The sequence below is a fragment of the Arthrobacter sp. B10-11 genome (genome assembly GCF_033142195.1).
Lineage (GTDB): Bacteria > Actinomycetota > Actinomycetes > Actinomycetales > Micrococcaceae > Arthrobacter > Arthrobacter oryzae_C.
In genome coordinates, this window is sequence record NZ_JAWMTH010000002.1 from 354,551 (window position 1) to 379,440 (window position 24,890).

Consider the following 24,890-nt stretch of genomic DNA (forward strand, 5'->3'; position numbering starts at 1 on the left):
GCTGGGCAGTGCTGCTCAGCTCACCAGGAATATGGCCATCGTCAACATCACGACGGCGATGGCTGCGTCGAGGATGCGCCAGGCGCTGCGGCGCCGGAAGACCGGGGCCAGGAACCGTGCACCGACCCCCAGGGCCGTGAACCACGCGATGCTGGCTGCGCCCGCTCCGGCGGCAAACCACCAGCGGCCGTCAGGTCCGTGGGTGCTGGCGAGGGACCCGAGCAGCAGCACGGTGTCCAGGTACACGTGCGGGTTGAGCCAGGTGAAGGCCAGGCCGGTGCCCAGGACGGCCATCCAGCTGGCAGCCCGCGCCGGCCCGAGCTGCCCGAGGGCCTGGCCGCGGACTGCCCGCCAGGCGGCGAGGGCACCGTAACCGGCCAGGAAGGCGGCTCCGGCCCAGCGCACCACGTCGAGCACACCCGGTGCCCGTTCAATCACGACGCCGATGCCGGCCACGCCGAGGATGATCAGCACGAGGTCCGAGACGGCGCAGACGGCAATGACAAGGGCCACATGCGAGCGCTGGATGCCCTGGCGCAGGACGAAGGCATTCTGGGCGCCGATGGCGACGATGAGGGACAGGCCGCTGGCCAGGCCTGAAAGCACGGGAAGGATCACGCTTTCAACGGTAGGTGGATGACGATCATGAAACCAGTTAAAGATTCTTTGGGGAGATAAGATCAGCTAATGATCGACATACATCCCGACCAGGCCCGGACGCTCGCGGCCATCGTCTCGCAGGGAAGTTTCGACGCCGCCGCCAGCCACCTGTCCGTCACGGCTTCCGCCGTCAGCCAGCGCATCCGCGCCTTGGAGGTCGCGGTGGGCCGTCCCGTCCTGAGGAGGACCAGGCCGATTGAGCTCACGGAGTCCGGCCAGGCCGTGGTGCGCTTCGCCCGGCAGCTCGAGATGCTGTCGGCGGACCTCGCCGATGAACTGCAGCCGGGCACCGCGCACCCGGACACCCGGCTGACGCTGGTGATCAACAGCGACTCGCTGCACACGTGGGCACTCGCCGGGCTGGCTGCCGTGGCCGGGACGGTCCAGCTGGAAATCCTGCGCGAGGACCAGGATTATTCGCTGGACCTCCTCCGCAGCGGCGCTGCGGCGGCTGCCATCACCGCCACCGCCAAGCCGGCCCCCGGCTGCACGTCCCGCCGGCTCGGCGTGATGCGCTACCTTCCCGTCTGCACCCCGGCGTTCGCGGCACATTGGCTCGACGCCGGCGCGACGGCCGAATCGCTGGCAAAGGCCCCCGTCATCATCTACGACCGCAAGGACGACCTGCAGGACCGCTACCTGCGGCGGCTCAGCCGCAAATCCCTCCAGCCGCCGCGCCACTACGTGCCTGCGGCCCACGAGTTCGGCGAGGCGATCCGGCTCGGGATGGGGTGGGGCCTGCTCCCGGAGCTCGAAATCGGCGACGACCTGGACCAGGGAACACTGCAGACCCTGGCCGCCAGATCCTTCGTGGACGTACCACTGCACTGGCAGCAGTGGCGCTACGGATCGGCCGTGCTGGACGGCGTTGCCGGCGCCATCCAGGACGCTGCGCGCGTGCTGAGGTGAACGCAGCCGCGTGACCGGCCAGGCGGCCCGCAAACTTTGGCAGGATCTCGACTAGACGTGGCCGATTTCCGCCAGCTGCACCGCCGCTGCACGGGCTAGATTGGCAGCATGGCAACCACCGCCGAATCCGGCCCCACGCCGTCCGCAGGCCCCCACGAAGGGTCTCCGCACGCACCCAGTCCGCAACATCTGACCCAACGCACAGCGCCCGTCGCCGGCACCTCACCCGGAAGGACACCGGTCAACAAACTCGGCGTCGCCGCCGTCGTTATCACGGTGGTCCTGTGGGCCTCCGCCTTTGTGGGCATCCGCGCTGTAGGGCCAAGCTTCTCCCCCGGCTCCCTGACGCTGGGACGGCTGGCGATTGCCGCCGTCGTCCTTGGCCTGGTGGTGCTGCCGAAGCTCCGGATGCTGCCCCGGGGCCGGGAGTGGTGGCCCATCCTGGCTTACGGCGTGATGTGGTTCGGGGGCTACAACGTGGCCCTCAACGCCGCCGAGCACCTGCTGGACGCCGGCACCGCAGCCCTGCTCATCAACGTCAACCCCATCCTGGTGGCCGTGATGGCGGGCGTACTGCTCAAGGAAGGCTTCCCGCGCTGGCTGATCATCGGCAGCCTGATAGCGTTCGCCGGCGTCGCCGTGATTGCGCTCAGTTCGGGCCAGCGTTCGACGGCGGATGTGGCCGGCGTGCTGCTCTGCCTCCTCGCCGCCGTGCTCGCCGCCGTCAGCGTGATCGTCCAGAAGCCGGTGCTGCGGAAGTTCCCCGCGGCGCAGGCCACATGGTTCGGCATCATGGTGGGCGCGGTCTGCTGCCTGCCGTTCAGCGGACAGCTGGTGGCCGAACTCCAGGCCGCCCCGCTTCCGGCCACCCTCGGGCTCGTGTACCTGGGGATCTTCCCGACGGCCATCGCGTTCACCACCTGGGCGTACGCGTTGTCCCTCGTCGACGCCGGAAAGCTGGCCGCCACCACCTACCTGGTCCCCGGCACCACCATCCTCATCTCCTGGCTGGTGCTCGGCGAAGTGCCCACCGTGTGGGGCCTTGTGGGCGGCGTGATCTGCCTGGTGGGAGTGGGGCTGACGCGTCGGAAATCCCGCTAGAGTGCTGGTATGCCCGCCAACCTGCCGCCCGGCCTCCCGATCGTCCCGGACGGCGCGGACGATCATGTTCCGTTCCCCATGACCGAGGAAGACTTCGAGTCGGCGGTCAGCGACGCCCTGGAACGTGTTCCGCCGGAAGTGGCCCGGGCCATGGACAACGTTGCGGTGTTCATCGAGGACGATTACGTCCCGCAGCCGGGCGAGGACCCGGAGACCGTGCTGCTGGGCCTCTACGAAGGTGTGCCGCTGACCGAGCGAGATGCCTGGTGGGGAGCGGGATCGCTGCCGGACCGGATCACCATCTACCGCCAGCCCATCCTGGAAATCTGTTCGTCCCGTGAGGAAGTCATCGAGGAGGTGGCCATTACCGTGACGCACGAGATTGCCCACCACTTCGGCATCAGCGACGAACGGCTGCACGAACTCGGCTGGGACTAGCTAGCCTTGTACGCATGGGACACGACCACAGCCATTCGCACGGCATCACGGCCACCGGCAAACACCGCAAGCGCCTGATCGCCGTCCTCAGCATCACGCTGGCCGTGGTCCTGATCCAGGTCATCGGCGCGGTGATTTCCGGTTCCTTGGCACTGCTGGCCGACGCCGGCCATATGCTGTCCGATGCCGCCGGCGTTTTCATCGCGCTCCTGGCGGCATGGATCGCCACCCGGCCCGCAAGCGACCTGCGGACGTACGGGTACCAGCGCGCCGAAGTCCTGGCCGCCCTCGCCAATGCGCTGGTGCTGATTGTCATCTCGGTGGTGATTTTCACTGAAGCCGTCCGAAGGATCGGTTCTGCCCCCGAGGTCCAGACCGACGTGATGCTCTACGCCGCGGTCCTGGGTGCGGCCGCCAACGTGGTGTCCCTGCTGATCCTCCGCGGCGCCCAGAAAGAGAGCCTTAACGTTCGCGGCGCGTACCTTGAGGTCCTCGGCGACCTGCTGGGCTCCTTCGCTGTCATTGCCGCCGCGGTGGTGATCATGCTGACAGGCTTCCAGGCGGCGGACACCATCGCCTCCATGGTCATCGCCGTGATGATCCTCCCCCGCGCCTGGCACCTGCTCCGCGATGTGGTGGACGTGCTCCTGGAAGCCACCCCGAAGGGCGTGGAAGTCCAGATGATCCGCGAGCACATCCTGTCCGTGGCGGGCGTGGTGTCCGTGCACGATATCCACATCTGGACCATCACGTCCGGCGTGCCGGTCTTTTCCGCCCACGTGGTGGTGGAGGACGCCGTGCTGAGTGCCAGCGGCGCCGACCAGTTGCTGGACAAGCTGGGCACCTGCCTAGGCTCCCACTTCGACACCGAACACTGCACCTTCCAGCTGGAACCCGAGAGCCACTCCGAGCACGAGTCCCACCAGCACGCCTGAGCCTGGGAAGCGGCGGTCCCGCATCCCACGTGACCGCAGAACCCCGCCTGACCGCAAGCCCCCGGAATCCCGACACGCCGTGCCTCAATGTGACCAAATCACATGGTTGTTGTTTATGTTATTGATGTGACCAGTGTTGCCAAAGTTGCAACCGGGCACGTAGCCTCATGTCTGCTGGGTGTCCGCGGCGGGGCATCTACCTGTGAAAATCACGGGTGACAATCTTCAACTCCTCGCTCACTCCAGCCTTACTTCTGCGAGGTAACTTGATGGGTTTGACCGGATCCGGCCGCAAAGCGGCTGTGCTGTGCACCGCCGTCGTACTCCTCGGATCCCTCGCCCTGCCCGCCGGCGCCGCACCGCTTCCGGGCTCCGTGGCCGCTGTCAGCGTTCCGGCGTCGCCGGAGATCCCCTCCCCCGAAGAGATCGCGGCAGCCAAAGCCAGCGAAAGCGCGACGGCGGACCAGGTCACCCGGATCGACCGGATCCTTGCCGACGCCGCCGCGGCCCAGGAAGCCAGCTTTGCTGCCGCCATGCAGGCCAACAACGCCTACGGTGACGCCCTGGTCACGCTCGAGGTGCGCCGTGGCGCAGCCACGCTCGCTTCAGCGAAAGCGGCTGCCGCGGAGGCAGAACAGGCGAAGACGCGCAAACAGGTGGGGCAGCTGGCCGGAGACCTGTACCGCAACGGCGGCCTCAATCCCGCGCTCAGCACCTTCGTCAGCGGCAACGGCGAAGTGCTCAAGCAGGCCGCCACCCTTGAGGCCATCTCCGCCAGCCGAAGCCGGGCATTCGAGGCGGCCGACAACGCAGCCTCCGCCGCCCAGTCCCTGACAGCCGCCGCGGCGGACGCCAACCGGGCCGCCGATGACGCGGCCAGGTCCGCCGAAGACCGGAAGGTTGATGCCGAACGCGCCAACGCCGCCCAGGCCAGGGCGGTGTCCGAGGCGAAGGCCCAGCGGACCGTCCTGGTGGACCAACTTGCCAGCCTGAAGAACACCACGGTGGCCCTCGAGTCCGCCCGGGTTGATGCCCTGGACCGCCAACGGGCCCAGGAACGGCTGGCGGCCGTCACTGCCGCAGGAGCGGCTTCCGCGGCGACGCAGGGCTCCACCGCGCAGGACAGGCCCGCCGCACCCGCCCCGGCGTCGCCGGCACCTGCTGCGCCGGCACCTGCGAATCCGCCGCCTGCTGCTCCGGCCCCGCCCGCACCTGCGGCTCCTGCTCCAGCGGCGCCGGCACCTGCGGCTCCTGCTCCGGCGGCGCCGGCGCCCGCGGCGCCCCAGCCTGTCGCTCCGGCACCGGTTCCCACCCCCGCACCGGTTCCAGCACCGTCCCCGGGCGGCTCAAACCAGACTGCCATCTCGGTGGCACTCAGCAAGGTTGGATCCCCGTACTTCTACAAGTACGGCGGCTCCGGTCCGCTCGGGTTCGACTGTTCCGGGCTGGTGCAGAACGCATTCGCCGCTGCCGGCAAGTACCTTCCCCGCACCGCGGCACAGCAGTACGCGCAGGCACCCGTGCACGTGCCGTTCTCGCAGGCACAGCCGGGCGACCTCCTTGTCTGGGGATCTGCGCCCGATTTCTACCACGTGGGCATCTACCTCGGCGGCGGCCGGGTGGTCCAGGCCCTTAGCCCGGACGACGGCATCACGGTGACGGATCTGGCCTGGATGGCCGGGATGCAGCTGCACCCCACCGTTGCGCGGTATTAGCCGGCTTCATCGTAGGACAGCACGTCCTAGGAGAGCACGTCCTTGGTGACGAACCTGCCGTAGGCGAGGGCCCCGAAGACCGCGATGTATCCACCCTGCAACAGCGCGTTGGCGGCAAAGGAATCCCAGGCAATGGGCTGTCGCAGCAGGTCCGCGAACCCGAACCAGTAATGGCTGAACAGCCAGGGGTGCAGCCACTCCAGCTGGGGCAGTTCCCCCATCACCTGGGACACCACCGAGGCTACAATCGTGGCCGCCATGACGCCCACCGGTACATCCGTCAGGGTGGACAGGAAGAGCCCGACGGCGGACAGCCCCAGCAGCGACACGGTGAGGTAGGCGGCCACGAGCACCAGCCGGACCACCGCCTCCCCGGGGGTGATCACGTCGCCCGACAGCAGCGTCACCGGACCCACCGGAAACAGCGCCGCCCCGATGCCCGCCCCGGCCAGCGCCACCACCAGGGGGGCGACGATGCAGAACGCCGCCGCGCCGGCATATTTGACCAGCAGCAACCGCACACGGCCGGCCGGTGCCACGAGCAGATAACGCAGGGTGCCCAGGCCGGCTTCGCCGGCGATCGTGTCGCCGGCCACCACCCCCACGGTGAGGGGCAGGAAAAGTGGCACGCAGACAAGCAGCGCCGTCACCCCCACAAACAGCCCGTTCTGCGTGAACCTGTCCAGGAAGGCGGGTCCGCGCCCGGGCGGCACGGCTGAGGAAAGCCGGACGGCCACCGCCATCAGCACCGGAACGGCGGCGAGCGCCAGCAGCATGGCCCAGGTCCGGCGCCGGCGGAACAGGACGCTCAGTTCGGAAGCCAGCAGCGGCCATCCCGAAGTTGGCCTTCCTGCCGGCGGCGGGCCTTCCCCGACGTCAGCGGCACGGTCCTTGCTGGTCACGCCTCTACTGGGCAATGTCGAACCCCTCCCCCGTCAACGCCACAAAGCGGTCCTCAAGGCTGCCCTGCTCGACGGTGAAGCCGCGGACCCGCACCCCGGCCGCCACCAGGGCGGCCACCACCGCTTCCGGCTCCACGCCATCGCCTTCGGCGCGGCTTCCGGGCGGTGCCCCATAGACCAGCGCCCCGTTGTTCATGCCTCCCGCGGGGGTCATGCCGAACGTGGCGAAGACGCCGTCGGCCAGGCCGGCGTCGGGCGTTATCAGGCGGATCCGTGCCTTGCCGGCATCGCGCAGGTCAGCGAGCGTTCCCTGCGCCACCAGCCGCCCCGCGCTCATGACGGCGGCGTGGGTGCAGATCTGCTCCACCTCGGCCAGCAGGTGGCTGGAGACGAAAACCGTGGCACCGTCCGCCGCGAGGGACCGCACCAGCGAGCGCACTTCACGGGTTCCCTGCGGATCCAGGCCGTTGGTGGGCTCGTCGAGCACCAGCAGTTCCCGGGGCGAGAGGAGTGCGTTGGCGATGCCCAGGCGCTGTTTCATGCCGAGCGAATAAGCACGGACCTTCTTTCCGGCGGCGTGCGTCAGGCCCACACGTTCCAGCGCGGTCTCCACCCGCGCGCGCCGCGTTGCCGATGCTGCATGAGGGTCTGCGGCGTCGAGGCGCCGGAGATTGGCCTCCCCGGAAAGGAACGGGTAGAACGCCGGGCCTTCCACCAGGGCGCCCACCCGCGGCAGGACGTCATGGAAGCGGGCCGGCATCTCCAGCCCCAGCACGCTGACGGAACCCTCCGTGGCCCCGGCAAGGCCCAGCATCATGCGGATGGTGGTGGTTTTTCCGGAGCCGTTCGGGCCCAGGAAGCCGAACACGGAGCCCTTCGGCACGGCGAGGTTAACGCCGTCCACGGCCAGCTGGTGGCCGAACCTTTTGCTGAGTCCGCGCGTCTCTATGGCCAGTTCCACGCCCCGGCCCGCGGCTGTCACCTCGCGGCAGCAGCGGTCAGCAGGCGCTCCGCGGGAACAGACCCTGCGAAGACTCGCCCGTCGTCGGTCAACAGCACGTTCACGACGGCGGTGCTGAACAGCCGTCCGCCCGGCACCGCAACAGCGGCCTGCTGCAGCAGCGGATCACTGGACACCATCGCCCCGGCTTCCGCGGACGCGGGGCCGGCGGGGAATTCAACCACGCTCTCCCAGCCGGTACCGGTCACCGTGGGCCGCGGGTGTCCGATGTCCGGATCCCTCGAGCCGGGAACGGCATCGGGAACGGCCGCATCCGGGGCCTCCGCGTCAGGTACCGCGCCGCTTTCCGTACCGTGTGCCGGCCAGCCGACCGTGCCATGGGCCGGCACGTCAATTTCCTTGACGGTTGCACCCGGCGGCGGGCTGAAGGCAAACAGCGATGCGTCCGGCGCTTCGAGTGACAGGCTGGTGAACGCCAGGGTGAAGGCCGGTTCGTTCTGGCCGCGGGCCTTCAGTTCAACGCTGAGCGGCAGTCCGCTCTGGCCGTCAACTGCGATTGCGGCAGACGCGATCAGGGTGCCTTCCGTCCGTGGGGTGATCATCAGGTTGTAGGCGGCCCGGCCGGCAACGTTGACCTCCGGAAGCACTGCGACTTCAGTGGTGGGATCAGCGGCGGCAAGCAGCCGCGCGGCGAGGTCCGCCGGCGTCGGCATGACACCGTCCGTGCCGGCACCCGGATGCTTGTACTGGCCGAAATCCTTGTGCTGGCCAGCATCGGCGGGCAGTGTCAGGTGCGTGGCGGTGTTGTCCTTGGAGCTGTACAGCCAGACCTGGTCGCCGCTGCGCACCGCATTGCGTTCAGCCAGCCGGTCCAGCACCTGGACGCGCACGTTGGCCGGTCCGTCCAGGAAGACCCGGGCAGTGTGCGGGCCGCTCAACAACTCCAGCACGGAGGCTGCATCGCTCCCTGCCGACGGTCCGGTTGTCGGGAGCTGCGGAAGGCCAAGCTGGGAGGTCTGCTCCAGGGTCCCGGAGAGGGACGGAGCAGTGTGCTGCGCCATCAGCTCCAGGACTTCCTGGGGCGTTTTGGCGGGCAGCGGGTCCCCTGCACTGGCGGGCAACGACCCCGCCAAAGCAGCGGCGGCAATAACGGCCGGCACGGCAGCGGCAGGCATCCACCGCAGCCACTTTTTGGTCATGACAACTCCGCTCCAACTTTGCAGCTTATTGATTCCAGAGTACGCCTCGGACCCGCCCGGTACACCCCCTTGGGATATGGCCGGGGCGGTCGTTGCCGGGGCGGCTCAGCACGCTGCCGCGGGCGGGTTCAGTCCCCCGCCGGCACCACGGTGCCGGCCCCGCCGTCGAGCGTGATCACCTGCCCGCTGCTGATGATGGCGGTGGCGTCCGGGACGCCCACGACGGCGGGAATTCCGTACTCGCGGGCCACCACCGCACCGTGCGAATTGGGTCCGCCCATTTCCATCACGAGCCCGCCGGCGGTAAGGAACAACGGTGTCCACCCCGGATCAGTGGACGGAGCCACCAGGATTTCACCGGGTTCCAGTGCAGCACCCTGCGGGTCCAGGATGACGCGCGCCCTGGCGGTGACAGTCCCGGCAGATGCCGGTGTGCCGGACAGGACGCCGGCCGCGGCGCCCGTGCCCGCCGCCTGCAGCGCCTCCGGTTCCGTCCCGTCCGAAAGGAGGACCCGGGGAATGCGGCGGCGGCCCAGTTCGGCGTCGTAGGCTTCCCGGCGTTCCGCCACGACCTCCCGGAACGACGCCCCGGCCAGGGCCCGGTGCGCTTCGGCGAAGTCGAGGAAAAAGATATCGTCGGCCTCGCCGATGCGCCCGGCCGCAGCGAGCTCCGCGCCGACCGCCGAGAGGTCCTTCCTGACCGCGGCCAGGCCCTCCACGATGTGGTACTTCGGCAGTTCGCGCAACCCGGCAAACATCCGCGTCCGCCTCAGCGCGCCCCGCACCAGCCGGGCGCGCAGCCTGCCCGCCGGGCCGCCCCGGCTTCCTGCAACTGCGACCAGCCGCTCCATCTGGGCTTCCGCCTCGCGGGCGGCATTGGCGAACTGCCGGTCCGGTGCCAGTGCCGGATCGTCGAGTTTGAGGTAGTTCGCCAGGACTCCGAGGATGTGCGTGGGATCGTCCGACCAGCGGGGCATGCCGAGGTCTATTTCCGCCACCGCCCGGTGGCCGTACCGGGCCAGGAAGCCCGCCAGCCCGGACTGCACGACGGCGGGAAGCCCGCCGGAGCGGTACTGCCGCGCCAGCTCCCGCGGGGAGGCCCCCTCGAAAACGGCGGCTGCGCCGGGGTGGGCGCGGATGGCCGTGGCGAGGTGCCAGAGGGCAAGGTCCATTTCCGTGGTCACATTGTTGGGGAGCCCGCGGAGCACCGCCTGCAGGGCGCCGGAGTTCGTGCCGGCCCCGGCCAGCTTCCCGGCAACAGCCAGGGACGCGAATCCCAGGGCAGGCAGGGGCAGCACTGCCGGGACGATCGGGAAAAGCTTCCCGCCCAGGATGCGTTCGGCATGGTTCAGCCGTTCCGACGCCGTGGCGTCGGCGGGAACCGCCAGGGAGGCGCGGAGCCGGCCGCCGAAAGTCTCCGCGCGCTGAAGCGCCGCTTCCGGCCGAAGCAGTGCCCGGAAAAGCGACTCCGGGACCCTGCCCTTCGCCGCCAGCGGAACCACGTGCCGGAGGACGCGCCACGGGGTCCTGGTGGTCACGGTGAACCGCGGGTCGGCGAAAAGCCGGCGGAGCACTGCGGCGGACCTGGCCTCCATGATGTCGAAAACCCTGGGCACGATGGCGCGGCCCACGCTGCTGCGGACCACCGGGGTCAGGTCGACGAAAAGGCGCTGCCCCGCCTGCCGGTAGGGTGCCGGACCGTTGCGCGGCTCGGGCACGTCAAAGCCGGCGGAGCGGGCCACGGAACCGGCGATCAGCCGGAACCCGGCCATGCCCATCGGTGTGAGCGGGCGGGTGAGCCCCTGGGCAAGGCTGAAGCACAGGAAGACCCGTATGCCGTCAGGCTCCGGCAGGTCGGGACGGGGGTCCGGCAGGGGATACAGCGTGGTGATGGGCCGGGACTGCACCAGCCACAGCTTGTCCGCGGCATCAATGGCCCATTCAATGTCCTGCGGCGCCCCGTAGTGCTGCTCCACCGTGCTGCCCAGCGCTGCCAGTTCACGGACCTGTGCATCGTCCAGGGAAGGGCCGGAATCCGGTGGGAGGACCGTCCGTTCCGTGCCCCCTCCGGGCAGCGGCCTGATGGCAATGGCCTTGTCCCCGGGCCGCCGCTCCGTGATCGCGCCGGTGGCCGTGTCAACCACAAAGTGGTCCGGATTCACCGCCCCGGAAACCACCGCTTCACCGAGGCCAGGGCTCGCATCGATGACTGCCTCTTGGCGCCGCCCCGTCACCGGGTTGGCCGTGAACAGGACGCCCGCCACGGCGGCATCCACCATGCGCTGGACCACCACTGCGAGGGCCACCGTTGACGGGCTGATCCCGTGCGTGGCACGGTAGGCCACCGCCCGGTCCGTCCACAGCGACGCCCAGCACCGCCGGACGGCGTCAAGTACGGCGTCGGCTCCCACGACATTGAGGTATGTGTCCTGCTGCCCCGCGAAGCTCGCCAACGGCAGGTCCTCGGCCGTCGCGGAAGACCTGACGGCCACCGGAACGTCTGTCCCCAGTGCGGCGTAGGACTGCCGGACCGCGGCGGCAATCTCCGGCGGGACATCCACCCCCAGAATGAGCTCCCGCGCCCGGGCCGCCAGCGTGGCCAGGGCCGCCAGGTCATGGTCACCGGTGGCGGCCAGCGCGCCGTGCACGCCTTCCAGCCCCGCAGGGCTCACCGCCCGCCGGTAGGCCTCGGTGGTCAGGCAGAAGCCCGGCGGAACCGGCAGCCCGGCACGTGTGGTCTCACCCAAGTTGGCTGCCTTGCCGCCCACGCGTGCCAGCATGCCGGCGTCGATCAGTTCCAGGCCCAGCACCAGTCCGTCCGCCGAAGCATCCGGAGTGCTGACCTGATTCACCGCTGGCCTCCCGGTTCGCGCGCCGGAGGGTTACGCTGCGCCGAGCATGGGCCCGAAGCTGGCCCGGTCCGCGAGGCGGGGGTCCTCCCGGTCCGGAACCACCAGCACCGGCCCCTTGGCGTGATGGAGGATGCCGTCCGACGTCGACCCCAGCAGCATTCCCGTGAAGCCGCCGCGGCCGCGGGTTCCCACCACCACCAGCTCCACGTGCCGGCTGGCTTCAACCAGGACGTCCACCGGGGAACCGTCCACCAGTTGGGTCTCCACGGTCAGCTTGGGATAGTGGCTCTTCAGCCAGGCCACTCCGGCGTCGAGCTGGACCCGGATGTCCGCGAACAGGGCCTCCCGGTCCATGGGCGCAGGGACCCATGCCAGCGATCCGCTGTATTGCGGCACGGCGCAGACGACGCGAAGCGGCGCGCCGAGCCGCTCAGCCTGGTCCGCGGCCTCCAGCACGGCAACACGGGCCTGTTCGGAACCGTCAACGCCCACCACCACAACGTGTTCAACAGGCTGGTGGCCGGACTTGGCCTGCTCGGCCTTGACGTGTTTGTCGTCAGTGGTCTCCCCCAGGCGGTCGGCGCAGATCAACGGCACGGTGACCGTGGGGCACTTCGCGTGAGCCGGGAGGGCACTGCTGACCGAGCCCAGGAGCCTGCCCACGAAGCCGCCCCGGCCGCGGGTGCCGAAGACCAGCAGTTCGGCGGTTTCGGACATCTCCAGCAGCACACCGGAGGCGTCGCCGTTCTCCACGGAGGCGTCCACGTCGATGTCGTAGGGGGCCACCTTGTCCAAAGCCTGTTTGAGGATGGCTTCGGCGCCTTCGCGGATCACCGAGTCATCCACGGTGGCGTAGCCGCCGTCCAGGCCGGACGCGGCGAAGATCGGCACGGAGTAAGCGGTCACGATATGCAGGGGGCGCCGGCGGCGTTCAGCTTCGCGGGCGGCCCAGACGAGCGCGCACTGGCTATGGTCGGAACCGTCCACACCCACGACGATCCCCTCGGGGGCGGCAGAACCGCCGTCGTCATCCCTTGACGGGTGCACCTGATCTCGGCCCATGGGGTCCGCCTCCTCGCGATACTGCCTGATGTTGCCGCTATTCTGCCAGAAGTGGCCGTCCACCGGGTGAACCGGGGACCAGGACCTGGTGGTGGCCGAAATTCCGCTCTTTTAGACCACTATTCTCGGTTGCCGAACAGTAAGCAAGCGGCCTAAAACCACGCCCGGAGAGGCTTTGGACACCTGAGCCAGCTACCACTTTTTACGCAGCTGAAACATAGAGATCCCACCTCCGATGAGCCAAATTACAAGTGTGAGATTGTGGGGGTAGCCATTGTCCGGCAAGGGCTATCCAGAGCTCGAAAAGTTCTGTATTGTCGAGGCGTTGCGAAACTGAGATATGTGTTTCAGAACACAATCCAGCTTCACGCGCAGCCGGACTTTGGGGGTTACGGAGAGTGCAGGAGAACCAGGTCTGCACTGTGAACCATTCGAGGAGGAACGAGCAGTGTCGAGCATGCCAATTTATGGTGGGACCGAGCAGACCACTGCGGTGATCATCGGCTCAGGGCTTCCGGGCCTGGCAATTGCCAGCGAACTCCGGCGGCGCGGCGTGGACTCCATCACCGTGGATGCGCTCGAAACCCTGGGCGGAATCCAGTCCCCCAACACCGTGTCCCTGCCCCGTTGTGACGCGCCGAATTCAGCCACCATGCAGGAGCGGAACGAAATCCTCCGCCACCTGCGGAACTACGCCAGCAGCCACAACCTGGACATCCGCAACAACACCCGCGCCGTGCAGCTCAACCTGCTGGCAGGCGGGGCCGCCGAGCCACCCCTGCACCAATGGGCCGTCCACACACCCGACGGCATCCTGCTGGCCCACCACATTGTCCTGACCCGCGGCGCGCACAGCCAGCTGCGCCGCATGCTCGCAGACCTCGGGCTCGCACTGGGGCAGAACCTGGCCGCCGCCATGCGGGCCATCGGCATCTACCTCGTCGGCGTAGGGGAACTCATCACTCCCACGCCCAAGGAAGTGCTCCGCCAGGCCAAGGTGGTGGGGCAGGCAATCTCCGCGAAGGTGTATCCGGACAGCGTTCCCTCGGTCCTGACGGGAAGCTTCGCAGCACTCCCGGCGCCCGTCTAGGCCTAGGCCTCAGGCCCGCTGGCCTCACTGTCGGTCGACTTGAGGTTCCGCTTGGCCAGCACGCCCAGTGCCACGAGGATGCCCAGGGCGGTTCCGGCGAACAGCACCAGGCTCCAGGGGAACGGTTCCGAAGCGTCGGGCGCCTGCTCAGGCGCGGCGGGGGTGCCGGGCTGGGCGGTGCCGGCCGTGGGGACCTGGCCCGCCGTCGTCGTACTTCCCGGCGTTGAACTGCTCTGTGTCGAACTGCTCTGTGCCGGGCCGCCCGCCGCTGCGGCGGTGGCGGTGAACGTGAAGGTGCCCTCGATCGGATGCGAATCGGAACTAACCACACGCCACAACACGGTGAACTCCCCGGCGGGAGCGCCGGTCCGGAGCTTCTGGGACGCCACGTTGTCCACGATCTCCACGGGCCCCTCTGCCCAGTTGGTGCCCGCGACATCCTTCACCTGGAACTGCGAACCCAGGGCCAGCGGGGCCTTGTTGAAGGTCACGGAAACAGTCTCCGGAGGCGCGGCCACGGTGGCGCCTTGCGCCGGGCTGCTGGATTCGGCGGCGTCGTGGGCCGAGGCCGGGGCCGCAGCGGTCAGCACGGCGGCCGTGAAAAACAGCGCCCCGATGAGGGCTCTCAGCAAGTGGCGGAAGGGACGCATGCGGGGCTACTCCTGTGTGTTGGCTTCCTTACAGACTAGGCGAAATCGCGGGGTCGCATCCCGGCAACCTACTAGGATTCAAGTAATCCCCAACACTCTCCCCCGGAGGACTAATGCTTAAGCAGGGCTCTGCACTGGACCGGTACTTCAAGATATCCGAGCGGGGGTCAAACTTCTCCCGCGAGATCCGCGGAGGCTTTGCCACGTTCTTCGCCATGAGCTACATCGTGGTGCTGAACCCGCTGATCCTCTCCGGCCCCGACTCCAGCGGCGCAACCCTGGGCTTCCCCGCCGTCGCGGCCGTCACGGCCTTCGCCGCCGGCATCCTGACCATCCTCATGGGCGCCTGGGCCAAGCACCCGTTCGCCATGGCCACCGGGCTGGGAGTCAACGCCTTCGTGGCGGTCACTGTGGCGACCAATCCGGGCCTGACCTGGCCGGACATGATGGGCCTGGTGGTCCTCTCCGGCATCACCATGCTGATCCTGGTCCTCACCGGCTTCCGCACCGCGGTGTTCAAAGCTGTCCCGGATGGCCTCAAGACGGCCATCGTGGTGGGCATTGGCCTGTTCATCGCCCTGATCGGCCTGGTCAACGCCGGATTCGTCCGGCGCATCCCGGACGCCGCCGGCACCACGGTCCCGGTGGGCCTTGGCTTCGACGGCAAGCTCCTGGGCTGGCCCACCGTGGTGTTCGTCTTCGGACTGATCCTGACCATCGGCCTGCTGGTCCGCAAGGTCAAGGGCGCCATCCTGATCGGCATCATCGCCTCCACCATCCTGGCCGTCATCCTTGAATTCACCCTCCACATCGGTCCGAGCTTCGACGGCAAGAACTTCAACCCGCAGGGCTGGTCGCTGGTGGCACCGAAGTTCACCGAATGGGCCGCCCCGGACCTGTCGCTGATCGGCAAGGCCAACCCCATCGGCGCCTTCGAGCACCTCGGCTTCGTGGCTGCAACGCTGCTGGCCTTCGTGATCCTGCTCAGCATCTTCTTCGACGCCATGGGCACCATGGTGGGCCTGGCCAACGAGGCCGGCACCGTGGACAAGGACGGCAACATCCCCAACGTGGACCGCGTGCTGCAGGTCGACGCGCTCGGCGCGATCGTGGGCGGCGGCGCATCCGTCTCCTCCAACCAGATCTACGTTGAATCCGGCGCCGGCATCGGCGAGGGTGCCCGCACCGGCCTGGCCTCGATCGTCACCGGCCTGCTGTTCCTGGTGGCCATGTTCTTCACGCCGCTGATCAACCTGGTCCCGTTCGAGGCTGTGGCCCCTGCCCTCGTGGTGGTGGGCTTCATGATGGTGGCCCAGGTGGGCAAGATCGACTGGCAGGACTGGGGCATTGCGATTCCGGCGTTCCTGACCTTCACCCTCATGCCGTTCACCTACTCGATCGCCAACGGCCTGGGCGCAGGATTCATCGCCTACGTGCTGATCCGCACCTTCCAGGGCCGTGTCCGGGAGGTACACCCGCTGATGTGGGCCGTGGCCGCCGCGTTCCTGCTGTTCTTCGGCATCGGCCCCATCGAGCAGGCGCTCGGGATCCACTAGCCCGGTTTTCTTCCGCCGAGGTGGCATTTCGCGGCAGTGTTTTTCGAAAACATTGCCGCGAAATGCCACCTCGGCGCTGTTTAAGCCAGGTGTCCGGGATTCGGGACAGCCCGACGGCGGCGGGGCTGGTTTTCGGGGCTCGGCTGCGGTGAGCTTGGAGTATGCCGCACACAGCACTCACAGTCGATATCCCGCCGCTCACCTGGAGGGGCCGCTACGACGGCGACAGCGCCGAGCACCGCCGCTGGTGGCAGGCCGTCACGCCGTACCGCCACGGACCCGCCGCTTCGGGTGCCGATACACCGGAGTCCCATCACCGGCCCGCCGTCATTCTCGGCTTTGGCAGCGATGCCGGCGTGCTGCGCAACAAGGGCCGGGTGGGCGCAGCCGCGGGCCCCGGTGCCATCCGGGCAGCCCTGTCGCCGCTCGCGTTCCACCTTCCCCGCGAGGTGTTCGACGCCGGCGATGTGACCGTCAAGGACGGTGCGCTGGAGGCAGCCCAGGCGCGTGCCGGGCTGGCCGTGTCTGAAATGCTCGACGCCGGCAACCTCACCGTGCTGCTGGGCGGCGGGCACGAGACCGCGTTCGCCAGCTACCTTGGCGTGGCCAATTCCGAGGCTGTCCGCAGCGGCAAGCGGCTGGGGGTGCTGAACCTGGACGCCCACTTCGACTTGCGGGACGCGCCCGAGCCCTCCTCCGGCACGCCGTTCCTGCAGATGGCACGCGCGGAGGAGGCCGCCGAACGCAGACTGGACTACGCCGTCGTCGGGATCTCCGAGCCGAACAACACCCGCGTGCTCTTCAAGACCGCTGAACGGCTGGGCGTGAAGTACCTTCTCGACGAGGACTGCACGGCGGAAGCCACCGCGCAGTTCGTGGCCGACTTCCTGGCGGGCGTGGACGTCCTGTACCTGACCATCGACCTGGACGTGCTGCCCGCCGCCGTGGCCCCCGGGGTCAGCGCCCCGGCCGCGTTCGGAGTTCCGCTCGCCGTGATCAACGCCGTGTGCCGGCAGGTGGCGGCCAGCGGAAAGCTGCTGCACCTGGACGTGGCGGAGCTGAACCCGAAATTCGATATCGACCAGCGCACGGCCAGGGTGGCCGCGCGACTGGTCAATACGCTGCTTGGCTAGACCCTGCCGGGCTAGGCCTGTTGCCCGCCGTTAGTTCCGGAAGCTGACGACGGCGGTGGCCCACGGTCCCAGCGTTACCGTCAGGACGCCGTCTTCCGCTGACGATGCGTCCGCTTGCCCGCCGCCTGCGGCGGCCCCGATGACTGTCACGTCGGCCGGTCCCGAAGCAGTACTTGCAGCTGTCCCGGGGGGAAGCGTGACGTTGGCAACGGCCTCGCGGGGGCTGAGGTTGCCCACGAACAGCTGCAGGCCCGCAGCCGACTGCACCGGATAGACCGTCACGGGGTTCTTGCCTGCCGGCGGGTGCACCTGAGCTTCCGTGGCGGCCAGCACGGGATCGCCCTTGCAGGCAGCGAGCTTCTGCAGCAGCTCTCCGGCCGGGTTCAGCGTGCCCTCGGCATTGGCGATGCCGCGCGGCGGTCCCGCTTCGAAGTACGTGACGGAGGCGACGCCGTCAACGGTGAGGGCAGCGAGGCTGGCCAACGTCCAGGCGGCGGTGAAGCTGTGGTCCTGGAGTTCGTCCCCGGCAGCCTGCTGGCCCGGGGCATGAAGGCGGGGCTTGAGCGTGACGGGGCCGACGTGGACGGGGCGCCCGCCTCCGAGCTTCACGGCGTTGGCCGCGGCAAGCCGCTGGACCGGGACGGTCTCCGTGATGTGCGGGACTTCCGTGCTGTGGACCTGCGGAGCGAGGCTGAAGGTCACGGCGTCGGCGTCCTGCGGGACAGGGGTGCCGCCGCCGCCGTCGCTGCCGCCGGCAATCCAGCGGTTGAGTTCCGTGAAATGTGAGCGGGTGCCGGCCAGGAACTGCCCGGTGAACCCTGCTTCCGCGAGCGACGCCTTCAGCGCGCCGAAGGCCGCCGGGTCGGTGCACTCGGTCTCCGGGTGGAAAAGTCCCACCCTGGCAATCCGGGACAGCTGCCCGCCCAGGGCGTCGATGAGTGCTTCGGCCACGCCGTCGGCGGAATCGGAGACGACCCGCACGTCCAGCGCGGCGCCGTGCCGGTCCGCTTCCCGGGCTGCGGCGGCCAGCTTGGCGGGCCACACTTCCCGCGGTTCGTAGAGTTCCACCAGGACGGCGTCGAGGCCGGGCAGCTGCGGCCCTTCCCCCTGATCCCCGGCCGGCGGTTGCGGTGAGTCCACGGACACCGCAAGCGTGGGAACGGTTCCGGCCGGTTCGCCCACCGTGAAGGCTGCCGGTTCATGGCTTTCCCGGAGGGGGTTGTCCGGCGTCTCGATGCTGAGGGCCTCAATGCTGACCGACTGGTTCACGGTGTCCCCCGGCGCGACGTCCACCGGGATGGGAAGCGCGGAGGGCGTGCTGTAGGTCTTGAAGGAACCGTCGCTCCAGTTCCGCTGGTCCTCGGTTTCGAAGATGTCCCCGGAGAAGCCGAGATCAAAGGCGGTCCCGGCGTCGGCCCATTCCATGGAGGAGATGTCCGAGAAGACAAGGTCCGGCCTGATGTCCGCGGGGAAGGTCCCGCTGGTTACGGTGCCGTCCGGCGACACAACGCTGACGTCCCGGCCCGCTTCGCTGGTGGGATGGAGGACCACCAGGCCGATCCGGTTGCGCCGGAATGCCGCCTTGGCCCGGCCGGAGAACGATACCTCGACTGTGGCTGGCGTAATCCGGAGCAACAGCATGCCTTCGTAGGCCGCCGCCTCAGTGCCGGCCGCCTCAGCGCCGGCCGCCTCAGTACCGGGTGCTGCGTAGTCAACGTGGATGCGGAGGCTGATGCCGTCGTCGTCCTTCAGTTCCGCAATATCCCGCACCGACGGCGCCAGGGTGCGCCATTCGTGGTCCCGCACCACCGCCTTGATGGCACGGAGCACGGGCCGGCCCCCATAGCTGATGTTCGCCAGTTCGTCCCCGATCAGCTCCGCTGTCCAGACGCCGACGGCGAGCTTGCGGATCTGCGGATCAAGGCGCCGTTCCAGCGGCGGACGGTCGTCGGAAACCGCTGGGGCGGACTGTGTTTCGGAGTGCAGTGTTGCGGAGTGGTCGGTAGACACGGGAGGCTGCTCTCTGGTGGCTGGTGACTTCGCCCAGCTGACCCCGGGCCGGTCCTGTGGATTTGACCATATCGGAAGAGGCGCGGGGGCTCAATGGCCGCGAAAGCCGGCGTGTTCCTCACACCGCGGTCTTCGGCGCCTCGTCCTCATCGCCGAACTTCTCCGCCGCCTTCCGCTGGCGCAGCCGGTCCAGCCTGTTCATGACGGGAGCCGTGGTTGCGCCGTGCAGGACCACGGACGCGGCCACCACCAGGCCCACGATGGCCCACAGCTGCTCGGCCTGGTCCGTGAACTGACCCTTGCCCAGGGCGTAGGCGAGGTAATACAGGGAACCGATCCCGCGAATGCCGAAAAACGAAATGGCGATCCTTTCCCTGGGGCCCGTCTTGCCTCCCGCCAGCGCCAGCACGCCCGACAACGGCCGGACCAGCACCAGGAAGACCACTGCCACTGCGACTTCCGCCCAGCCGATGCCCTCAAGCAGGCCGCGGGCGATGGCTCCGCCCAGCAGCACCAGAATGACCACCGTCATGAGCCGTTCGAGCTGCTCAACGTAGGAGTGCAGCACGCGGTGGTACCCGTGCGTGTGCTCGGCGGCGCGGATTGTGACAGCACAGACAAACACGGCCACAAAGCCGTATCCCTCGATCATTTCCGCGGCCCCGTATGCCAGGAATGTCGCCGTGAGCGCCACGAAGCCCTCGGAGTGTTCGGACAACCTTATGCTGTTATGCCGTGACGAGAAGAAGAGCCGGGCCAGGACTTTGCCCGTGCCGACGCCCAGCACGAGGCCGATCCCGATCCGCCAGAGCACGTCCACGGCGAACCACTCCGGGAACCACCCGGACGGCGAGTCGCCGGCTGCGCTGATGGCGATTGCCAAATAGACAAACGGAAACGCCAGGCCGTCATTGAGTCCGGCTTCGGACGTGAGCCCGAACCGTACTTCGTCTTCCTTGTCGGATTCTTCGTCGCTGTCCGCAGGCTCCCCCACTTGGACCTCCGAGGCCAGGACAGGGTCCGTGGGGGCGACGGCGGCTGCCACCAGGAGCGCCGCGGCGAGCCCGAGGCCCAGCAGCCACATGCCCAGAAGGGTGAGCGCAAGGATGCACACCGGCATGGCGATTCCCAGCATCCGCCAGGTGGTGGCCCACCGCCTGCGTCCTACGGGCCGGTCGAGGGCCAGGCCCGCACCGGTCAGCGAAATGATCACGCACACCTCGGTGAGGTGGAGGGTGAATGTCCCGTACCGGAGCGGATCCGGATCCGGAAGGTCACCGAGGGCGCTGAAGATGACCATGCCCGCACCGAGGAACACCATGGGCATGGAAAACGGGGCATTCCGGAGCAGCTTGGGCAACACTGCGGCGGTCAGGACAGCCAGTCCGGCTGCGACAAAAATGATGCTGGGAGGTTCGAACATCGTCGCCTTCTCTCCGCTTGCGCCACGGTGCACAAGACCGGATGTTGCTGTCCAGCCTATAGCGCCGAGCAGCAAACAGGGCCGGAAAAAAGGCTGTCCCCCCGGGTTTCGGAATCACCGAACCCGGAGGGACAAATGCCAGACATCTTATGTTTTTTGACAGCGCCGGTAGACTGGGCTGAGGCCAATTGGCATTTATTTGAGAGAAAGACCCCCAATGACTGCAGCAACCATGGAATCCCAGACCACCGACGTCCGGTCCATCCACCTGACCTTCTCCTCCGCCGAAGAGATCCACAACGGCCTGGACAGCGCCGTCAAGGAACTCATCGAAGCTGCGGTCGAAGACGGCAACTGCGGCATCCGGGTCACCCGCGTCGAGCCGGGAGCCTACACCGTTGCCCTCGACGAATCCGTCCCCTTCGGTGAAACCTATGAGGACATCGCCGCCTAGCACAACGGCATAGGCTTTGCTGGATGGCCTAGGGCTTAGGTCCTGCGGACCTGGACACCGTCGGACTTCATAAAGAGCTGGGTTTCCGACGGAGTCGAGGGCACCAGCCAGAGCACGTTTCCGCTGACGGAAATCTCCTCAACCTCACCTGCGGCCACCACATGCGCGTGCTTGAGGATTTCAACCCGATCGCCTGCTTTGAGGGTCCTCCAGTCGGAAACCGTGGCAGCAAATGCCATCCGCCTGGACAGAACCGTCCCCCGTGCTTTCATTGAACTTCTACCCCTTTGTATATGTTCGTTCGCCACAACATCGTTGGTGTGGACTTCATCACTACATCTTTAGTTCTACTACAAATTCCGGGGCCCCGTGCGTTGTGTCGCTTAGTATTTCGGGGGCCCCGGAAAATTCGTATTTCTACTGCAGAATGTTCACTTTTAAGCCAGTATTCCGACGGCGGATTCGGCTGCCGCGCGGACCTCGCCTGAGGCGACAAGCCGGTCCGCCGCTTCCAGTTCCGGCGACAGGAACCTGTCCGTCCCCGGCCCTTCCACGACGTTCCGGAGCGCCGCGAGCACTGCAGTACCGGCCGGGCCGGGGGCCAGCTCTCCCCCGGACAGCTGGGTCCGCATGTCGATAGCCCGTGCCGACGTCACCAGCTCAATGGCCAGGACACGGCGCAGGTTCTCCACGGCTTTCCTGAGCTTCCGGGCAGCGTGCCAGCCCATGGACACGTGATCCTCCTGCATGGCCGAGCTCGGAATCGAGTCCACCGACGCCGGGACGGCGAGCCGCTTGTTGTCCGAAACCAGCCCGGCCTGCGTGTACTGCGCAATCATCAGGCCGGAGTCCACCCCCGGATCAGCCGCAAGGAAAGCCGGCAGCCCGTGCGAGCGCGCCGGGTCCAGCATGCGGTCTGTGCGGCGTTCCGCGATGGAACTCAAATCGGCCACCGTTATTGCCAGGAAATCCAAAACATATGCCACCGGGGCGCCATGGAAATTGCCGTTGGAACTCACCCGGCCGTCCGGCAGCACCACGGGGTTGTCGATGGCTGCGGCAAGTTCCCGGGAGGCGACCAGGGCCGCGTGGTCCACGGTGTCGCGGACGGCTCCGGCAACCTGGGGTGCACAGCGCAGCGAGTAGGCGTCCTGGACCTTGGAGTCACCCACCCGGTGTGAGGCCACGATTGGCGAGTTGGACAGGACGCGGAGCATGTTGTCCGCACTTGCAGCCTGCCCCGGGTGCGGGCGGAGGGCCGCATGGAGCTCCGGCAGGAACACCTGGTCCGTGCCGAGCAGCGCCTCGACGCTGAGCGCGGCGGTGATGTCCGCCGTCGTCAGCAGCTGGCGGATGTCCGCGATGGCCATCAGCAGCATGCCCAGCATGCCCTCGGTGCCGTTGACCAGCGCCAGCCCTTCCTTCTCGGCGAGCGTGACCGGCTCGATCCCGTGTTCGGCGAGCAGTACGGCGACAGGTTCTTCGCCCCGCCCGCCGTACGTCACGCCGTCGGGACCTTCCGCTTCCCCCTCCCCCATCAGCACCAGCGCGCAGTGGGACAGCGGCGCGAGGTCGCCGGAGCAGCCGAGCGAACCGAATTCGCGGACCACCGGCGTGATCCCGGCGTTGAGGACGTCCACCATGGTCTGCAGGACCACCGGGCGGACACCCGTGCGGCCGGAGGCCAGGGTTTTGGCGCGCAGGAACATGATGCCGCGCACCACTTCGCGCTCCACCGCCGGGCCCATGCCGGCGGCGTGGCTGCGGATCAGCGATTTCTGCAGCTGGGTGCGCAGCTCGCTGGGGATGTGACGGTTGGCCAGCGCGCCGAAGCCGGTGGAGATGCCGTAGGCGGGTGTCTCACTGTGCGCGAGGTCGTCGATGTGCGCGCGGACCCTGGCCACCGTGTCCAGGGCTTCCTGGGAGATGGTCACCCTGGCGTCGTGGCGGGCGACGGCGACGACGTCCTCCGGTGTGACGCCGCTGGAGCCGAGGGTGACGGTGAGCGGTTCGTGGGTCGTGATGGTCACTTTGTGGTTCCTTCGTTCATCGGGATGCGGACGCCGCGTTCCTTGGCGACCTCGAGTGCGCGGTCGTAGCCGGCGTCGGCGTGGCGGATGACGCCCATGCCAGGGTCGTTGGTGAGCAGGCGTTCGAGTTTCTGCGCGGCGAGGTCGGTGCCGTCGGCGACGGAGACCTGTCCGGCGTGGATGGAGCGGCCGATGCCGACACCGCCGCCGTGGTGCAGCGAAACCCAGGTGGCACCGGAGGCTGTGTTGAGCAGGGCGTTCAGCATGGGCCAGTCGGCGATCGCATCCGAGCCGTCCTGCATTGCTTCGGTTTCGCGGTACGGCGAGGCAACGGAGCCGGAGTCGAGGTGGTCGCGGCCAATCACGATAGGCGCCTTGACCTTGCCCTCCTTGACCAACTGGTTGAACAGCAGGCCGGCCTTGGCGCGTTCGCCGTAGCCGAGCCAGCAGATGCGCGCCGGCAGGCCTTCGAACTCGACGCGTTCCTGGGCTGCGTCGATCCACCGGTGCAGATGCTTGTTCTCCGGGAACAGCTCCTTGATGGCCTCATCGGTGACACGGATATCTTCCGGGTCACCGGACAGGGCAACCCAGCGGAACGGGCCGAGTCCCTCGCAGAACAGCGGGCGGATGTAGGCCGGGACGAAGCCGGGGAATTCGAACGCGCGGTTGTAGCCGCCCTTGCGGGCTTCGTCGCGGATGGAGTTTCCGTAGTCGAACACCTCGGCGCCGGCATCCTGGAACTCCACCATGGCCTGGACGTGCCTGGCCATCGAGGCCTGCGCCTTCTTGGTGAAGCCTTCCGGATCAGCCTCGGCCTCGCGGTGCCATTCCGCCACGGAGATGCCCTCGGGGAGGTAGCTCAGCGGATCGTGCGCGGAGGTCTGGTCGGTGACGATGTCCACCGTGAGTTCGCCGGCGTTGTGGCGGCGCAGGATCTCCGGGAACACCTCGGCGGCGTTGCCCACGTAGCCCACGGACCAGCCGCGGCGCTCTTCCTTGGCCTTGAGCACTTTGGCGATGGCGGCGTCGAGATCGGTTTCCACCTCGTCGAGGTAGCGCTTGCCGGCGCGGCGGCGAAGGCGGGTCTCGTCGACGTCGACAATCAGGCAGGCGCCGTCGTTCAGGGTGACGGCGAGCGGCTGGGCACCGCCCATGCCGCCGCAGCCGCCGGTGAGGGTCAGGGTACCGGCGAGGGTGCCGTTCTCGTCGCCGGTGAGCTTGCGGGCGATCGCGGCGAAGGTTTCGAAGGTGCCCTGCAGGATGCCCTGGGTACCGATGTAGATCCAGGACCCGGCGGTCATCTGGCCGTACATCATCAGGCCCTCGGCCTCGAGGCGGCGGAATTCGGGCCAGTTGGCCCAGTCGCCCACGAGGTTCGAGTTGGCCAGGAGCACGCGCGGCGCCCACTCATTGGTGCGGAAAACGCCCACCGGCTTGCCGGACTGGACCAGCAGGGTCTCGTCCTTTTCCATGGTCTCCAGGGTGCGGGTGATGGCGTCGAACGCGGCCCAGGACCGAACGGCGCGGCCGGTGCCGCCGTAGACCACCAGGTCATCGGGGCGTTCGGCGACCTCGGGGTCCAGGTTGTTCATGAGCATGCGCAGCGGGGCTTCCGTCTGCCAGCTCTTGGCCGTGAGCTCGGTGCCGCGGGCTGCTTTGACCGGGCGGGCACCGGTGGTGAAATCGGCGGGTGCCATGGGGGCTCCTTCGTGTCTTGGTGGTTCCGGGGAATGTGGTTCTGTATCAACTAAAGCCTGTCCGCAGCCCCGGAAACAGGGCTTTGGAGGGGGTGCTGTCCGGTATTCCA

General features: G+C 68.1%; 21 protein-coding genes. 9 read left to right on the forward strand and 12 right to left on the reverse strand.

Features of this window, described 5'->3' with window-relative positions:
- Window positions 1-15: 15 nt before the first annotated feature.
- Entirely contained in the window at window positions 16-618 is a 603-nt protein-coding gene (locus RW112_RS07325) for a LysE/ArgO family amino acid transporter (RefSeq protein ID WP_317781117.1), read from the reverse strand.
- Between the two features lie 69 nt (window positions 619-687).
- On the opposite strand from RW112_RS07325, the gene RW112_RS07330 reads away from it, so the two are divergent.
- From RW112_RS07330 to RW112_RS07350, 5 genes are all read left to right on the forward strand, one after another.
- The gene (locus tag RW112_RS07330) at window positions 688-1,569 is read left to right on the forward strand and encodes an ArgP/LysG family DNA-binding transcriptional regulator (RefSeq protein WP_317781118.1); all 882 of its coding nucleotides are present in this window, start codon (window positions 688-690) and stop codon (window positions 1,567-1,569) included.
- 108 nt (window positions 1,570-1,677) lie between these two features.
- Window positions 1,678-2,670, forward strand: coding sequence for a DMT family transporter (locus RW112_RS07335; RefSeq protein WP_317781119.1), 993 nt, complete (start codon window positions 1,678-1,680; stop codon window positions 2,668-2,670).
- A gap of 9 nt (window positions 2,671-2,679) precedes the next feature.
- Entirely contained in the window at window positions 2,680-3,108 is a 429-nt protein-coding gene (locus tag RW112_RS07340; RefSeq protein ID WP_317781120.1) for a metallopeptidase family protein, read from the forward strand.
- 14 nt (window positions 3,109-3,122) lie between these two features.
- Window positions 3,123-4,043, forward strand: a complete 921-nt coding sequence (locus tag RW112_RS07345; protein ID WP_317781121.1) for a cation diffusion facilitator family transporter — start codon at window positions 3,123-3,125, stop codon at window positions 4,041-4,043.
- A 269-nt stretch (window positions 4,044-4,312) separates the two neighbouring features.
- Window positions 4,313-5,758: a C40 family peptidase gene (locus RW112_RS07350; protein WP_317781122.1), complete on the forward strand. Its 1,446-nt coding sequence runs from the start codon at window positions 4,313-4,315 to the stop codon at window positions 5,756-5,758.
- 26 nt (window positions 5,759-5,784) lie between these two features.
- Here the strand turns inward: RW112_RS07350 and RW112_RS07355 are convergent, their stop codons facing one another.
- The 5 genes from RW112_RS07355 to RW112_RS07375 all read right to left on the reverse strand — a co-directional run bounded on the left by RW112_RS07355 (window position 5,785) and on the right by RW112_RS07375 (window position 12,734).
- A complete protein-coding gene (locus RW112_RS07355) occupies window positions 5,785-6,660 on the reverse strand; it encodes an ABC transporter permease (protein WP_411709875.1) in 876 nt (291 codons plus the stop codon).
- Between the two features lie 4 nt (window positions 6,661-6,664).
- The gene (locus RW112_RS07360; protein WP_411709876.1) at window positions 6,665-7,642 is read right to left on the reverse strand and encodes an ABC transporter ATP-binding protein; all 978 of its coding nucleotides are present in this window, start codon (window positions 7,640-7,642) and stop codon (window positions 6,665-6,667) included.
- Window positions 7,639-8,820 carry a hypothetical protein gene (locus RW112_RS07365; RefSeq protein WP_317781123.1) on the reverse strand — a complete coding sequence of 394 codons (1,182 nt, stop codon included), beginning with the start codon at window positions 8,818-8,820 and terminating at the stop codon, window positions 7,639-7,641. Before RW112_RS07365 ends, RW112_RS07360 begins: the two co-directional genes overlap by 4 nt.
- A 128-nt stretch (window positions 8,821-8,948) precedes the next feature.
- Window positions 8,949-11,672, reverse strand: a complete 2,724-nt coding sequence (locus RW112_RS07370; RefSeq protein ID WP_411709877.1) for a PEP/pyruvate-binding domain-containing protein — start codon at window positions 11,670-11,672, stop codon at window positions 8,949-8,951.
- 30 nt (window positions 11,673-11,702) lie between these two features.
- Window positions 11,703-12,734 (reverse strand): universal stress protein, encoded by a 1,032-nt coding sequence (locus tag RW112_RS07375; protein WP_317781124.1) that lies wholly within the window; start codon window positions 12,732-12,734, stop codon window positions 11,703-11,705.
- Window positions 12,735-13,191: 457 nt separating this feature from the next.
- On the opposite strand from RW112_RS07375, the gene RW112_RS07380 reads away from it, so the two are divergent.
- Window positions 13,192-13,824, forward strand: coding sequence for an NAD(P)-binding protein (locus RW112_RS07380; protein ID WP_317781584.1), 633 nt, complete (start codon window positions 13,192-13,194; stop codon window positions 13,822-13,824).
- Between the two features lie 2 nt (window positions 13,825-13,826).
- Here RW112_RS07380 and RW112_RS07385 read toward each other — a convergent pair whose 3' ends face one another.
- Window positions 13,827-14,474, reverse strand: coding sequence for a copper resistance protein CopC (locus RW112_RS07385; RefSeq protein ID WP_317781125.1), 648 nt, complete (start codon window positions 14,472-14,474; stop codon window positions 13,827-13,829).
- 113 nt (window positions 14,475-14,587) lie between these two features.
- Between RW112_RS07385 and RW112_RS07390 the strand changes: the two genes are divergently transcribed.
- Window positions 14,588-16,030: an NCS2 family permease gene (locus tag RW112_RS07390; RefSeq protein ID WP_317781126.1), complete on the forward strand. Its 1,443-nt coding sequence runs from the start codon at window positions 14,588-14,590 to the stop codon at window positions 16,028-16,030.
- A gap of 161 nt (window positions 16,031-16,191) precedes the next feature.
- The gene (gene hutG / locus RW112_RS07395; RefSeq protein WP_317781127.1) at window positions 16,192-17,163 is read left to right on the forward strand and encodes a formimidoylglutamase; all 972 of its coding nucleotides are present in this window, start codon (window positions 16,192-16,194) and stop codon (window positions 17,161-17,163) included.
- Window positions 17,164-17,193: 30 nt separating this feature from the next.
- On the opposite strand, the gene RW112_RS07400 is transcribed toward hutG, so the two are convergent.
- Complete coding sequence (locus RW112_RS07400; RefSeq protein ID WP_317781128.1) at window positions 17,194-19,173, reverse strand: hypothetical protein; 1,980 nt, start codon at window positions 19,171-19,173, stop codon at window positions 17,194-17,196.
- 118 nt (window positions 19,174-19,291) lie between these two features.
- Window positions 19,292-20,596 (reverse strand): cation:proton antiporter, encoded by a 1,305-nt coding sequence (locus RW112_RS07405; RefSeq protein WP_317781130.1) that lies wholly within the window; start codon window positions 20,594-20,596, stop codon window positions 19,292-19,294.
- 217 nt (window positions 20,597-20,813) lie between these two features.
- Here RW112_RS07405 and RW112_RS07410 point away from each other — a divergent pair, with 217 nt between their 5' ends.
- On the forward strand, window positions 20,814-21,050 hold the full coding sequence (locus RW112_RS07410; RefSeq protein ID WP_317781131.1) for a hypothetical protein: 237 nt from the start codon (window positions 20,814-20,816) through the stop codon (window positions 21,048-21,050).
- Window positions 21,051-21,085: 35 nt separating this feature from the next.
- Here the strand turns inward: RW112_RS07410 and RW112_RS07415 are convergent, their stop codons facing one another.
- The 3 genes from RW112_RS07415 to hutU all read right to left on the reverse strand — a co-directional run bounded on the left by RW112_RS07415 (window position 21,086) and on the right by hutU (window position 24,780).
- A complete protein-coding gene (locus tag RW112_RS07415; RefSeq protein WP_317781132.1) occupies window positions 21,086-21,322 on the reverse strand; it encodes a hypothetical protein in 237 nt (78 codons plus the stop codon).
- A gap of 165 nt (window positions 21,323-21,487) precedes the next feature.
- Window positions 21,488-23,080, reverse strand: coding sequence for a histidine ammonia-lyase (hutH, locus tag RW112_RS07420; protein ID WP_317781133.1), 1,593 nt, complete (start codon window positions 23,078-23,080; stop codon window positions 21,488-21,490).
- Entirely contained in the window at window positions 23,077-24,780 is a 1,704-nt protein-coding gene (hutU, locus tag RW112_RS07425) for a urocanate hydratase (protein WP_305943296.1), read from the reverse strand. The genes hutH and hutU overlap by 4 nt, the downstream gene beginning before the upstream one ends.
- Window positions 24,781-24,890: the final 110 nt, after the last annotated feature.